Raw genomic sequence first — 12,714 nt, forward strand, 5'->3', positions numbered from 1 at the left:
ATCGGCGAAGGAAAATTGAGAACGCTTATTGACACACATCCCAATGAGGATTTTTATGTGATTAACGGCAATCGTGCCCTCATTAAGCGTGAGAAATTTGAGAGGTATCTGGATCAGGCTACTGCTGTGTAAACAGAGCTGACAGATTTACCGATTTCACATGATATAACTATGCGGAGAGCTGGATTTGTGCTATGATAAGAGCGCAAGTCTGGCTCTCTTTTTTGAAAGGAGAGTTCACGATGAGTGAGAAAAGACGAGATAACCGTAATCGGATTTTGCGAGAGGGCGAGTACCAGCGTAAAGATGGGAGGTATCGGTTCCGCTATATTGATGAGGACGGAAAAGAGAAAAATGTATATAGTTGGCGTTTGGACAAGAATGACCCAATGCCAAAAGGGAAGAAGCGGGAGCCTTCCCTGCGTGAGAAAGAAAAACAGATTGAAGCGGATTTGTTTGACCGTATCGTAACCAACGGTGGCAACTATACTGTTTTGGAACTGGTAGAAAAGTATGTTTCATTGAAAACAGGAGTTCGTCACAATACGGTTGCCGGATATAAAACGGTCATCAATATGCTGAAAAAAGAGAGTTTTGGGAATCTGCGAATTGATAAGGTGCGTTTGTCAGACGCAAAGGCATGGTTGATTAAGCTCCAACAAATTGATGGACGAGGATACAGTTCCATTCATTCGATCCGGGGAGTTCTCAGACCGGCATTTCAGATGGCGGTAGATGATGATTTGCTTCGTAAAAATCCATTTGAATTTGAGCTTGCCTCCGTCATTGTCAATGATTCTGTTACCAGAGAAGCGATCACCCGAAAGCAGCAGAGAGATTTGTTGAAGTTTATTCAGGAAGATAAACATTTCAGCAGATACTATGATGCAATCTATATTCTTTTTCACACAGGGCTTCGTATCTCAGAGTTCTGTGGATTGACGGTTTCAGAAATCGAGTTTGGAGAAATGCGTATTAAGGTAGACCATCAGTTACAGCGTACTGCACAGATGCAGTATGTAATTGAAGAGCCAAAAACTGACAAAGGCATCCGCTATGTGCCGATGACGGAAGCTGTCGCAGCGTGTTTTCGCAGAATCATTGCCAACCGCAAGACACCAAAAGTTGAACCGATGGTGGAAGGATATGCAGGATTTTTGTTTCTGGATAAAAACGATATGCCGATGGTTGCCCTTCACTGGGAAAAGTATCTGGAGCATATCATTCAGAAATACAACAGGATTTACCGTATCCAGATGCCGAAAGTTACCCCTCATGTATGTAGGCACACCTTTTGCTCTAATATGGCAAAATCCGGGATGAATCCGAAAACCTTGCAGTATATCATGGGTCACGCAGACATCAGTGTAACCTTGAACACTTACACCCATGTGAATTTTGATGATGCAAAGGAAGAAGTGTATCGGATAGCGAATAGTTAAAAAAGCCCGTTGGTAAGGACGCTTGCTTTACCAACGGATTTACCAAGATTGCAGGGAAAAACATAAGAAAATACGAGAAGATTTGAGAAGATACCTTGAAAAGAAAGGACAACTCAAAAGTCGGAAAACCCTGAAATATCAAGCGTTTGAGAAGAAATACAAGATTTAAATGGAGATATAAAAAGATGATTAAAGTATTATTTGTTTGCCACGGTAACATCTGCCGCAGCACCATGGCTCAATACGTCATGCAGGATCTGGTCAACCGCCATGGCCTTGCAGACCATTTCTACATCAATTCCGCCGCCACCAGCATGGAGGAGATCGGAAACCCGGTACACCGCGGAACCAGAGCGAAGTTAAAAGAGGTGGGGATTCCCTGCGGGGATCATCGGGCGGTGCAGATGCAGCGGTCGGATTATGACAAATACGATTACATCATCGGCATGGACAACTGGAACCGCCGAAACATGATGCGGATTCTGGGAAAAGATCCGGAGGGAAAGGTGTCTCTGCTTCTGGATTATACGGACCATCCGCGGGATATTGCGGATCCCTGGTATACCGGGGACTTTGATGCGACCTACGACGACGTGAAAGCGGGCTGCGAAGCCCTGCTGTCACAGATACAGAGGACAAAAGGAGGAAAATAATATGGTAACCATCGAAAAAGATCTCTGCATCGGCTGCGGAAAATGCGTAAAGGACTGCGTAGCCCATAACATCATTCTGAAAGACGGAAAAGCAGAGCCCAAGCGCGACTGCTTTCTCTGCGGTCATTGCGTAGCCGTCTGTCCCAGGGCCGCCGTATCCGTACCGGAATACAACATGGCCGAAGTAGAAGAGTACAAAAAAGAAAGCTTTACCATGAATCCAGACACCCTGCTCCACGCTATCAAATACCGCCGCAGCATCCGGGACTACCAGGACCGGAAAATCGAGCCGGAAAAAATCGACGCTCTGTTCCAGGCAGGCCGCTACACCGCCACAGCCAAAAATAACCAGAGCAGCCATTTCATCCTGGTGCAGCAGGAGCTTAGCACCTTAAAAGAACTGGTCTGGAATCACATCGACGCCCTGACAGACGTTCCGGCCACAGAGCTTCCAAAAGAATATATCCCCTTCGTCAGCTTCAACCGCCACCGGAAAGCCGATCCCACTGACGACTTCCTGTTCCGCAACGCCCCAGCCGTTCTCTACATCACCTCCGACTGGGATCTGGATGCCGGCCTCGCCGCCCAGAACATCGAACACATGGCCATCGCCCAGGGCCTGGGAGCCCTCTACAACGGCTACCTCCAGCGCATCAGCGACGAAAACGAAGCTCTGAAAACCTGGCTTGGCATCGAAAACGAACGCATCAAAGCCTGCATGCTTCTGGGATACCCAAACATGATCTACGCCCGCACGGTACCCCGCCGTGAAGCTCGCGTAACCATTCGTTGACAGAAAGGTCCGGCTCCAATCGGAGCCGGACCTTAGCACTACCTAGATCGCTTCTTCCGGAATAATTACCGCCGCAATAATATAAACCAACAACCCGGTTCCGCAGCTACCAAGCGACAGCAGCACCCACAACAACCGAATGAGTGTCGGATCAATATTGAAATACTCACCAATCCCTCCGCACACACCGCAAACCATTCTGTCATGTATCGAACGCAACAATTTCTTAGTTCCCATAATAAAATCCTCCATTCAGACATCTGTTCATCAAAAAAACAAACGCAACAGTTATAATTCAGAACCGGAATGCCCGGTTTCAATATCATGGCTGGCAGGCTGCTCCCCGGCAAACCTGAGAGAAATTGCCCCCATACCGCAGTCTGCGCTGATAATCCGTGCCGCCCCGTTGTCCACAGAGTGGGAAGAAGAGAGGCCGGAATAGCTGGAACCACCGATATCAATGGAGCCGATGCCACATTCCAGGTCATAATTATAATCCTGTTCCTCCCCGGCCACCGTGATACTGAGCTGCCCGGTGCCGCAATCCAGCTCCAGATCCGAACCGTCAAAATATCCAATGGTCAGTTCCCCCACATCGATATCGAGAGACGCATCCTCCGAAGTCAGCAGAGACTGGATAGTGCCTGCTCCAGCGCCGATATCCAGGGAAAACTGCCGCGCCTGAAGCCGGTCGGCCGTAAGTTCCGCAGCGCCCAGATCCAGCTCCATTTCCTCCAACACGCGGTCCGGAAGCAGAATCTCCAGTTCCAGGGTGGCCTTCCCTTTGGGACGTTCATCCTCCAGAACCAGCATATCGCCGTCCTCCACCGATTCCTTAAAATACTTCCCGGCATTCCGGGCTTTTACAGAGATATGGTCATCCTCCGATGTGCCAATCGTAACGGATGCATAATGGACGTCCAGTTCCAGCCTGCGGATAGCGGAATCATACGTATACTCGGAAGAATCTCCGCTATTGCTGTCTTTATTTTGTCCATGGCTCCTGGATAATGAGGGAGCCGTATAAGAAAGATTTCCGGCAAGCTGCTCCGGTTTTGCCCCTAAAAGGAAGCCAACGCCGACTCCTATCATTCCCAGTGCCGTCAGAACAGCAGCTAAAATCAAACAAATTTTTGTAAAACGTTTCATCGAATGACACCTGCCTTTCGAAATGGAAATTTAATCAGATTGACAAGTCCCTGCACCAATACGGGTACGACCTTCAACGCAATCCATAACAGCGCCAGCGACAGCAGAATCCCAAGCGCTGTCAGCAGGCAGCCTGCGCCTACGGTGGCAATTCCAAGAGCCGGTACTGCAAAGAGCTGAACCAGCCCTACGCCGATCACAAAGATTCCGGCGATAAAAATGACGATTCCGGAAACCAGAACGGCTGCTACGGTCAGAACCACTGCCAGAAGGAGGCAGAACAGAACTGCCAAAAGGCCAAAGCCAACCGGAATCACAAAGGGGCCAAGTATTATGCATAAAAGCACGATGGCGAGTATCTTCCACAGATTCCGTTCCTTTTTCGGAGCAGTTTTTTCAGTGCTTTCGGAAGCAGTCGAAGGGGAAGCCGCAGGCGCAGTCCCATTTTCAGCAAAACGTGTATCCCGGTATCCCTGCTCGGAAAACTCCGAAGCGTCGTCGGACAGACCGGCCTTGATTTTCCGGGCTACCTGCTCCGGACTGCCAAGCTCCCGGAGAATTCGCGCTTCCTCCTCCGGACCAGCATCGTCAAAATAATCATGATAGTACTGAAGGGCTTCTTCCCGCTCATTTTCAGAAATATCTGAGAGCAGAACCTGAAGCTGCTTCATAAATTCCGTTCTTGTCATGTCTCCTCACTCCCCACAAACAAATTGGAAATCCGGGTGGAATAAAGTGTCCACTCGTTCCTGTACAGATTCAACTGTGCCATCCCGGCCTCCGTAATCCGGTAGTAGCGGCGGTTTCTCCCGCCGAACTCCATGTCGTAGGTCTCCAGACAGCCATCCTTCTGAAGCCGTCGAAGCACCGGGTACAGTGTTGATTCGGAAATGTCGATAGCCTGTCGGACATCCTGGGTGATCTTATACCCGTAGGTTCCCTGAGTCTCGTGCGATACGACCGCCAACACAATGGCATCCAGAAGAGCGGCTCCCGTATTAGAAACCATGCAATCCACTCCTTATTTTATGCAATATAATTTTATAATATTATACGTCATATAGTATTATCGGATGACTATACTATACGATATATAATATCGTTTTGCCAATAGGGTTCATAAAAACTTAATAATTATCGGAAATGCTTTATTTGACAGCCTCCAGACCAGCATTTTATAATAAAAAGAAAACGTCTCCCTACGGGGATACCTGGATGCGCTGCGCTGCGAACATGCGCAAACAGAGGAAAGGAAAGGGGCGAAACAATGCAACCATTTATTATGACGGCAGATAAGGCCGTGAAAAAGTTAAAGGACGGCAATAAAAAATACCTGGACTCCGAGACCGGAAAGGGCAATATCTCCAGGGCGCTGCGCCTGTATACGAAGGAGCACGGCCAGCATCCCTATGCGATCATTGTCACCTGTTCCGATTCGCGTGTGATTCCCGAAAGCATTTTCTCCGCAGGCATCGGAGACCTGTTCGTTATTCGCGTGGCCGGAAATGTCATTGACGATCATCAGCTGGGTAGCATCGAATATGCAGCCAGCCATCTGGGCAGCCCGCTGATCGTAGTGCTGGGCCACACTTGCTGCGGTGCGGTGGACGCGGCGATCCATCACGACCCGGATGGCTATATCAAATTTATTACCGACGAGATTAAGCTGGCCATCGGAGACGAGAAGGATGATTTCAAAGCCTGCTGTCTGAATGTGCAGCGCAGCATGGATCTTATCGAGCATAGCCTAGATATTGTGAAAATGGAAGAAAAAGGAATGCAGGTAGTGGGAGCCGTGTACCACATCGAGGACGGCCGCGTGGAATTTCTGTAATCCAAATCGAAAAAAGCTATGAACCGCTGCCGTAGTGGCAATGGTTCATAGCTTTTTTATTTCAGTCTTAAGCTCTTAAGCTTTCTTAAATCCGGCTCTCTTTCTCAGGGTCGGATCGAGAATCTTCTTACGGATTCGAAGAGATTTCGGTGTAATCTCCAGAAGCTCGTCCGTATCGATGAACTCCAGGCACTGCTCCAGGCTCAGTACCCGGGGCGGGGTCAGCTTCAGGGCTTCGTCGGCGCTGGAGGAACGGGTGTTGGTCAGCTTCTTGGTCTTGCAGACGTTCAGTTCGATATCCTCGGCCTTACCGTTCTGGCCGATGACCATGCCTGCGTAAACCTTCTCGCCCGGTCCGATGAACAGGGTACCGCGCTCCTGGGCGTTGAACAGACCGTAGGTGATAGCTTCGCCTGCCTCGAACGCAATCAGAGAGCCCTGCTTCCGGTACTGGATATCTCCCTTGTAGGGGCCATAGTTCTCAAAAATGGTGTTCAGCACGCCGGTTCCCTTGGTGTCGGTCATGAACTCTCCTCTGTATCCGATGAGACCTCTGGCCGGAATCAGGAACTCCAGACGGGTGGATCCGGTGCCGTTGCTGTGCATATTGATGAGCTCGCCTTTACGCTCGCCCAGTTTCTGGATGACATTTCCCGCGTACTCGTCGTCCACGTCGATGTAAGCGCGCTCCATGGGCTCCAGCTTCTTGCCCTTCTCGTCGGTGTGATACAGAACCTCAGCCTTGCTGACTGCGAACTCGTAGCCCTCGCGGCGCATATTCTCGATGAGGACGGACAGATGCAGCTCGCCTCGTCCGGAGACTTTAAAGCGCTCAGTGGATTCGGTTTCCTCTACGCGCAGGCTGACGTCGGTGTTCAGCTCTCGGAACAGACGGTCGCGCAGATGGCGGGAGGTGATATATTTACCCTCTTTACCGGCCAGGGGGCTGTCATTTACCAGGAAATCCATGGAAATGGTCGGCTCAGAAATCTTCTGGAACGGAATAGCCACCGGGTTCTCCGGGGAGCACAGGGTATCGCCGATATGGATGTCCGCAATGCCGGAGATAGCTACGATGGAACCCACAGTTGCTTCAGATACATCTACCTTATTCAGACCGTCAAACTCATAGAGCTTGCTGATCTTGACCTTCTTAAATTTGTCCGGATCGTGGTGGTTTACCATGACCATATCCTGGTTGATACGGATGGTACCGTTGTCCACCTTGCCGATACCGATACGGCCCACGTACTCGTTGTAGTCAATGGTGCTGATCAGTACCTGGGTTCCGGCATCCGGATCTCCCTCGGGAGCCGGGATGTAGTCCAGAATAGTCTCGAAGAGCGGCGTCATATCCTTGGGCTCGTCGTCCAGGTTCCGCATGGCGTAGCCGGCCTTGGCGGAAGCGAAGATGAACGGACAATCCAGCTGCTCGTCGGAAGCGTCCAGATCCATGAACAGCTCCAGAACCTCGTCTACCACCTCAGTGGGGCGGGCCTCAGGACGGTCAATCTTATTGACGCAGACGATAACCGGAAGGTCCAGGTCCAGGGCTTTCCGAAGCACGAATTTGGTCTGGGGCATGGAGCCTTCGAAAGCGTCGACCACCAGGACGACACCATTTACCATCTTCAGAACCCGCTCTACCTCGCCGCCGAAATCCGCATGGCCCGGGGTATCGATGATGTTAATTTTCACGCCCTTATAGGTAACGGCGGTATTCTTGGACAGGATGGTAATACCTCGCTCACGCTCGATATCGCCGGAGTCCATGACGCGCTCCGCCACCTCCTGGTTGGCGCGGAATACGCCGCTCTGCTTTAAGAGCTCGTCTACCAGTGTAGTCTTACCGTGGTCTACATGGGCAATAATTGCAATATTTCTGATATCTTCTCTTTTCATAAAACAATTCCTCAATGTAAATAGATACTTCGTCAACCTTTACAGTTTATCACATTTTCGGCCAATTACAAGGGAAATCTGCTTACTCAGCGTACTTTTTCAAATGCAACCTAGAAAAAATTTACAGAAACGGTTCTAATTGGAAAATCCTGGACATATATATTTATGAATAATACAGGAATCCGGCGGAAGTATGCGCGAAAATGCCATTTCCAAGGGGAGAAGAAGGGAGAACACAAACTATGTCAGATAAGGTAATTGAGAACAACCAGGTGTCGGTAAGCGGAGAAATTGTATCGGGATTTACGTTCAGCCATGAGGTATTTGGTGAGGGCTTCTATATGGTGGATATTCTGGTCCGCCGCCTGTCCGATTCAGCGGATCAGATTCCGGTGATGATATCCGAGCGGCTGATTGACGTATCCGGGGATTACGTGGGAGAATACATCCGCATCGGCGGACAGTTCCGCTCCTACAACCGGCACGAAGAGAAGAAGAACCGGCTGGTGCTGTCGGTTTTCGCCAGAGAGGTGGAATTCCTGGACGGGGAAATGGAAAATGCCAAGACGAACCAGATCTTCCTGGACGGCTACATCTGTAAGCCACCGGTGTATCGGAAGACGCCTCTGGGCCGGGAGATCGCGGATCTGCTTATCGCGGTAAACCGCCCTTATGGGAAATCGGACTACATCCCCTGCATCTGCTGGGGCCGGAATGCCCGCTTCGCCTCAGGCTTCGAGGTGGGAGGCCATGCCCAGATCTGGGGCAGGATCCAGAGCCGGGAGTACGTGAAAAAGCTCAGCGAGACCGAGTCCGAGCGGCGGATTGCTTATGAGGTGTCGGTGAGCAAGCTGGAGTATGAATACTGAACTTGCAATTCCTCCTGTTTTGTTGTATGATGGGCTTAATTATCGAGGCATTCAGAAACAAAGGTTCACAGGCGGATTCTGAGAAGCGTCTGTGGACACAGCGAACAACAAGGGAGTATGGAAAATGGGAAAAGCACATGTAACTGTCTTTTGCGGTAACGGAAGAGGGAAAACCTCAGCGGCGCTCGGACAGGGAATCTTCGGAGCCAGCGCAGGGAAATCCGTCATTATCATACAGTTCCTGAAGGGAAAGATTGGCGAGCGCATTGATTTTATCAAGCGTCTGGAGCCTGAGATTAAAGCCTTCTGCTTTGAAAAATCCGATGTGAACTATGAGGCGCTATCGCCGGAGGAACAGAAGGAAGAAGCGATGAATATCCGCAATGGCCTGAACTTCGCCAGAAAGGTACTGACCACGGACGGCTGCGACGTCCTGATTCTGGATGAGGTACTGGGACTGATCGATAAGGGTATCCTGACGGTGGAAGAGCTGAAGACATTGCTCGAAGCCGGAGACGGCGATACGGAGCTGATGTTGACCGGCATCCGGATGTATGATGAGCTGTATCCGTACGTGGACGAGGTATTTCGCATCGACACCTTGAAATAAATAAAGACAGGTGTATCTGCCAGGCGGACAAAAAACATGAGATGTCCGGAAAGCGTTGACAAGCGGTACACACTGTGCTAATCTGAACATAATTGGTAACAAATTAAATAGGAAGAAAGATAGAGGTTGCGTTTTCCATTAGTACCTTTTCGGATATGGCAGGCATAGACGAAGAAGAGGGAAAGGGGCCGACGCCGAAAGAGATTGTTTCCTGTGAGTGGTTTCTTGGGCATACCGTGAAGAACGATATGACTGTCATCAGTTTCTGATGGGGCGCTATCCAGAGAGCAGTATCATAAAGCAGATTCTTTTGGGGCGGCCTTCACGGGTACGCCTCATTTTTTAAACCTTAGATTCATTTAGCAGGAGGAAATGAAAATGGCTATTTTTAAGGGAGCAGCAGTTGCAATTGTAACACCGTTTCTGGACAATGGAGAGATTAACTATCCGAAGCTTTCTGAGCTTCTGGATTACCAGATTGAAAATGGCACAGACGCCATCGTCATCTGCGGAACCACCGGTGAGTCATCCACACTGAGCCACGAGGAGCATCTGGAGGCGATTCGCTTCACCGTAGAGCATGTGAAGAAACGCGTGCCGGTTATCGCCGGAACCGGTTCCAATTGTACGGAGACTGCCATTTATCTGTCCCGGGAGGCAGAAAAATACGGCGCGGACGCACTGCTGGTGGTGACTCCTTACTATAATAAGGCGACCCAGAAGGGGCTCATCGCCCACTATACCGCAGTGGCAGAGTCCGTAAGCCTGCCCATCATCATGTACAATGTGCCGTCCCGTACTGGCTGCAATATCCAGCCCGAGACAGCCGTAGCGCTGGCTAAGAATGTCAGGAACATCGTCGGCATCAAGGAAGCCAGCGGCAATATCTCTCAGGTAGCGAAGCTGATGCAGCTGGCAGACGGATGCATCGAGCTCTACTCCGGAAATGACGATCAGGTAGTTCCGATCCTGTCTCTGGGCGGATACGGCGTTATCTCTGTACTTTCCAATGTGGCGCCGAGACAAACCCACGACATGGTCATGAAGTACCTGGAGGGCGACACCGCAGGCAGTCTTGCCATCCAGATGAAGGCCATTCCGGTCATCGACAAGCTGTTCTGTGAAGTGAATCCGATTCCGGTAAAAGCAGCCCTGAATCAGATGGGCTTTGAGGTCGGCCCCCTTCGCATGCCGCTGACCGAGATGGAGCCGGAGCACCAGGCGCAGCTGAAGCAGGCAATGATTGATTTTGGAATCGAGGTAAAATAACAAATGACAAAGATAATACTTCACGGCTGTAACGGCCGTATGGGACAGATGCTGACGGGACTTCTGAAGGAGGATCCGGAAGCAGAAGTGGTAGCAGGCGTAGATGGTTACACTGGTATCGCCAATAACTATCCGGTATTCACAACGATTGATGAGTGTGATGTACAGGCTGACGTAGTCATCGACTTTTCCAATGCAAAGGCGGCAGATGGCCTGCTGGATTACTGCGTACGGACCAAGACGCCGGTTGTTCTGTGTACCACAGGTCTCTCCGAGGAGCAGCTTGTCAAGGTAGAAGAGGCGGCTAAAGAAACCGCGGTTCTGAAGTCTGCCAATATGTCTCTGGGGATTAACCTGCTCATGAAGCTCTTAAAGGAAGCGACTCCGACTCTGGCGGCAGCCGGATTTGATATCGAGATCGTAGAAAAGCACCACAATCAGAAGCTGGATGCTCCCAGCGGTACCGCCCTGGCCCTGGCTGACTCTATCAACGAGGCTTCTGACGGAGCTTATCACTATGTATACGACAGAAGCCAGGAACGCAAAAAGCGCGACAGCCGTGAAATCGGCATCTCCGCTGTCCGCGGCGGCACCATCGTAGGCGACCACGACGTGATTTTCGCAGGCACCGACGAAGTCATCACCTTTGAGCACCGGGCTTACTCCCGCGCTGTATTTGGTAAGGGAGCGATTCAGGCAGCTAAGTTCCTGGCGGGAAAACCGGCGGGTAGATATGACATGAGCGACGTGATATAACCAGTTCAGGCAAGCTTCTGTGCAGGCAGATACTATGCTTGCATAAGAATCTGCCTGTATGGAAGCTTGTGTTGAGCGCCATGTCATGAGCAAAAATGAGCTGCGTAGCAGCGGAGAGCTCCGGAGGAGCGCTTTTGCGAATGGCGCGCCTGACTGAACGTCCCTGTTCACAAAACTTTCACTCAAAAATCACAGAATCCATTCAGAAAAAACACAAAAGAGGAATATCCTTAGACAGATACGTCTGCAGGGATGTTCCTCTTTTTTCGCTCTATAGGAAATACCGTGTTACATTAAAATGTGAAAGTCATGATTCCTATAGAGCAAAAAGCCCCTCCGGGGGATCGCACTGCGGCGGAATGGAATCATGTCGCTTATGCGACCCGCCGCAGGCGGAGAATCCTGCTTCGCAGGATTCTTTCTTATTACAGAAAGGAGCCAACAGGCAGTCGATGAGAGTGAAGGAGGAAAGAAACTTGATCGAAGTCAAAGACCTGGTGAAACGCTACAGCAAAAATACTGCAGTGGATCACTTGAATTTTCACGTACAAAAAGGTCAGATCTACGGATTCTTAGGCCCCAACGGCGCCGGAAAATCCACCACTATGAACATGATGACCGGCTATCTGGCTCCTACTGAGGGCCAAATCCTGATCAACGGCCACGACGTAGCTGAAGAGCCCATGGAAGCCCGGAAATGTATCGGCTACCTGCCGGAGATTCCGCCGCTTTATCCGGATATGACTGTGCTGGAATATCTGCGCTTTGCTGCAGAGCTGAAACAGGTGCCGAAAAATGACCGGAGCAGCGAGGTGGAGCGCGTCATGGGCGAAACCCGCATCAAAGACATGGAGCACCGCCTGATCCGCCATCTGTCCAAAGGCTATAAGCAGAGAGTGGGACTGGCCCAGGCTTTGCTTGGGGATCCGGAGGTTCTGATTCTGGATGAGCCCATGGTCGGCCTGGATCCCAAGCAGATCATCGAGATTCGGGAACTGATCCGCGGGCTTGGACAAAAGCATACGGTTATATTGAGTTCCCATATTCTGTCGGAGATCACCAGCGTCTGTGACCATGTCCTGATCATTTCCCATGGAAAGCTGGTGGCCAGCGACACGCCGGAAAATCTGGGCAGCTACATGAAGCATTCAGACGCAATGGAACTGCAGGTGCGGGGAAGCAAAGGGGCCTGCGAGCAGGCTATGGAGCTTTTGAAGCAAGTAGAGGGGCTGGAAGTGAGGACCACGCCCGCGGCGTTGGAGGATGTGTTCCTGGAGCTGACTGATGAGGAAAATAATGGAAATTCTGATACGGCAGCAAGACAGGAAAAATCAGAGAGCTTTTCACTTGGGAAAAAGAAACAGAAAACAGAAGACACAGAAGAGAAAGCGGTTTCTGTGGAAGAACAAAAATCTGACGAAAAGGAGGAACAGTAAC

General features: G+C 50.5%; 14 protein-coding genes and 1 riboswitch. Of the genes, 9 read left to right on the plus strand and 5 right to left on the minus strand.

The window, feature by feature from the left end:
* The first annotated feature begins 242 nt into the window (after positions 1-242).
* The 3 genes from OCV63_RS11780 (at position 243) to OCV63_RS11790 (ending at position 2,888) form a co-directional block, all read left to right on the plus strand.
* Positions 243-1,442, plus strand: a complete 1,200-nt coding sequence (locus tag OCV63_RS11780; protein WP_008703747.1) for a site-specific integrase — start codon at positions 243-245, stop codon at positions 1,440-1,442.
* A 185-nt stretch (positions 1,443-1,627) separates the two neighbouring features.
* A complete protein-coding gene (locus OCV63_RS11785) occupies positions 1,628-2,095 on the plus strand; it encodes a low molecular weight protein-tyrosine-phosphatase (protein WP_158364101.1) in 468 nt (155 codons plus the stop codon).
* A gap of 1 nt (position 2,096) precedes the next feature.
* Positions 2,097-2,888, plus strand: coding sequence for a nitroreductase family protein (locus tag OCV63_RS11790; protein WP_158364103.1), 792 nt, complete (start codon positions 2,097-2,099; stop codon positions 2,886-2,888).
* Positions 2,889-2,930: 42 nt separating this feature from the next.
* On the opposite strand, the gene OCV63_RS11795 is transcribed toward OCV63_RS11790, so the two are convergent.
* Genes OCV63_RS11795 through OCV63_RS11810 form a run of 4 tightly spaced genes read right to left on the minus strand, consistent with a single transcriptional unit; the run spans position 2,931 to position 5,046 of the window.
* Positions 2,931-3,125, minus strand: coding sequence for a PspC domain-containing protein (locus OCV63_RS11795; RefSeq protein WP_158364105.1), 195 nt, complete (start codon positions 3,123-3,125; stop codon positions 2,931-2,933).
* 51 nt (positions 3,126-3,176) lie between these two features.
* Positions 3,177-4,037 (minus strand): DUF4097 domain-containing protein, encoded by an 861-nt coding sequence (locus OCV63_RS11800; protein ID WP_158364107.1) that lies wholly within the window; start codon positions 4,035-4,037, stop codon positions 3,177-3,179.
* Entirely contained in the window at positions 4,034-4,726 is a 693-nt protein-coding gene (locus OCV63_RS11805; RefSeq protein ID WP_158364109.1) for a DUF1700 domain-containing protein, read from the minus strand. The genes OCV63_RS11800 and OCV63_RS11805 overlap by 4 nt, the downstream gene beginning before the upstream one ends.
* A complete protein-coding gene (locus tag OCV63_RS11810) occupies positions 4,723-5,046 on the minus strand; it encodes a PadR family transcriptional regulator (RefSeq protein WP_158364111.1) in 324 nt (107 codons plus the stop codon). Before OCV63_RS11810 ends, OCV63_RS11805 begins: the two co-directional genes overlap by 4 nt.
* Before the next feature lie 258 nt (positions 5,047-5,304).
* On the opposite strand from OCV63_RS11810, the gene OCV63_RS11815 reads away from it, so the two are divergent.
* Entirely contained in the window at positions 5,305-5,871 is a 567-nt protein-coding gene (locus OCV63_RS11815; RefSeq protein ID WP_158364113.1) for a carbonic anhydrase, read from the plus strand.
* 75 nt (positions 5,872-5,946) lie between these two features.
* Here OCV63_RS11815 and typA read toward each other — a convergent pair whose 3' ends face one another.
* On the minus strand, positions 5,947-7,773 hold the full coding sequence (typA, locus tag OCV63_RS11820) for a translational GTPase TypA (protein ID WP_158364115.1): 1,827 nt from the start codon (positions 7,771-7,773) through the stop codon (positions 5,947-5,949).
* Between the two features lie 242 nt (positions 7,774-8,015).
* Between typA and OCV63_RS11825 the strand changes: the two genes are divergently transcribed.
* The 5 genes from OCV63_RS11825 to OCV63_RS11845 all read left to right on the plus strand — a co-directional run bounded on the left by OCV63_RS11825 (position 8,016) and on the right by OCV63_RS11845 (position 12,713).
* Entirely contained in the window at positions 8,016-8,642 is a 627-nt protein-coding gene (locus tag OCV63_RS11825) for a single-stranded DNA-binding protein (RefSeq protein ID WP_158364117.1), read from the plus strand.
* Between the two features lie 124 nt (positions 8,643-8,766).
* Positions 8,767-9,252 carry a cob(I)yrinic acid a,c-diamide adenosyltransferase gene (locus tag OCV63_RS11830; RefSeq protein WP_158364119.1) on the plus strand — a complete coding sequence of 162 codons (486 nt, stop codon included), beginning with the start codon at positions 8,767-8,769 and terminating at the stop codon, positions 9,250-9,252.
* Positions 9,253-9,364: 112 nt separating this feature from the next.
* A riboswitch (Lysine riboswitch) is annotated at positions 9,365-9,539 on the plus strand.
* Positions 9,540-9,630: 91 nt separating this feature from the next.
* Positions 9,631-10,521, plus strand: a complete 891-nt coding sequence (gene dapA / locus OCV63_RS11835; protein WP_158364121.1) for a 4-hydroxy-tetrahydrodipicolinate synthase — start codon at positions 9,631-9,633, stop codon at positions 10,519-10,521.
* 3 nt (positions 10,522-10,524) lie between these two features.
* Positions 10,525-11,277 carry a 4-hydroxy-tetrahydrodipicolinate reductase gene (gene dapB, locus OCV63_RS11840; protein WP_158364123.1) on the plus strand — a complete coding sequence of 251 codons (753 nt, stop codon included), beginning with the start codon at positions 10,525-10,527 and terminating at the stop codon, positions 11,275-11,277.
* Between the two features lie 476 nt (positions 11,278-11,753).
* Positions 11,754-12,713 (plus strand): ABC transporter ATP-binding protein, encoded by a 960-nt coding sequence (locus tag OCV63_RS11845; RefSeq protein ID WP_158364125.1) that lies wholly within the window; start codon positions 11,754-11,756, stop codon positions 12,711-12,713.
* Position 12,714 lies beyond the last annotated feature (1 nt).

Origin of the sequence: Laedolimicola ammoniilytica (assembly GCF_025567165.1) — a bacterium.
Classification (GTDB): Bacteria; Bacillota; Clostridia; order Lachnospirales; family Lachnospiraceae; genus Laedolimicola; species Laedolimicola ammoniilytica.

Bases quoted from the DNA above. Each gene is read 5' to 3' on its own strand.
- OCV63_RS11780 (WP_008703747.1), top strand. From the start codon at position 243: ATGAGTGAGAAAAGACGAGATAACCGTAATCGGATTTTGCGAGAGGGC.
- OCV63_RS11785 (WP_158364101.1), top strand. From the start codon at position 1,628: ATGATTAAAGTATTATTTGTTTGCCACGGTAACATCTGCCGCAGCACC.
- OCV63_RS11790 (WP_158364103.1), top strand. From the start codon at position 2,097: ATGGTAACCATCGAAAAAGATCTCTGCATCGGCTGCGGAAAATGCGTA.
- OCV63_RS11795 (WP_158364105.1), bottom strand. From the start codon at position 3,125: ATGGGAACTAAGAAATTGTTGCGTTCGATACATGACAGAATGGTTTGC.
- OCV63_RS11800 (WP_158364107.1), bottom strand. From the start codon at position 4,037: ATGAAACGTTTTACAAAAATTTGTTTGATTTTAGCTGCTGTTCTGACG.
- OCV63_RS11805 (WP_158364109.1), bottom strand. From the start codon at position 4,726: ATGACAAGAACGGAATTTATGAAGCAGCTTCAGGTTCTGCTCTCAGAT.
- OCV63_RS11810 (WP_158364111.1), bottom strand. From the start codon at position 5,046: ATGGTTTCTAATACGGGAGCCGCTCTTCTGGATGCCATTGTGTTGGCG.
- OCV63_RS11815 (WP_158364113.1), top strand. From the start codon at position 5,305: ATGCAACCATTTATTATGACGGCAGATAAGGCCGTGAAAAAGTTAAAG.
- typA (WP_158364115.1), bottom strand. From the start codon at position 7,773: ATGAAAAGAGAAGATATCAGAAATATTGCAATTATTGCCCATGTAGAC.
- OCV63_RS11825 (WP_158364117.1), top strand. From the start codon at position 8,016: ATGTCAGATAAGGTAATTGAGAACAACCAGGTGTCGGTAAGCGGAGAA.
- OCV63_RS11830 (WP_158364119.1), top strand. From the start codon at position 8,767: ATGGGAAAAGCACATGTAACTGTCTTTTGCGGTAACGGAAGAGGGAAA.
- dapA (WP_158364121.1), top strand. From the start codon at position 9,631: ATGGCTATTTTTAAGGGAGCAGCAGTTGCAATTGTAACACCGTTTCTG.
- dapB (WP_158364123.1), top strand. From the start codon at position 10,525: ATGACAAAGATAATACTTCACGGCTGTAACGGCCGTATGGGACAGATG.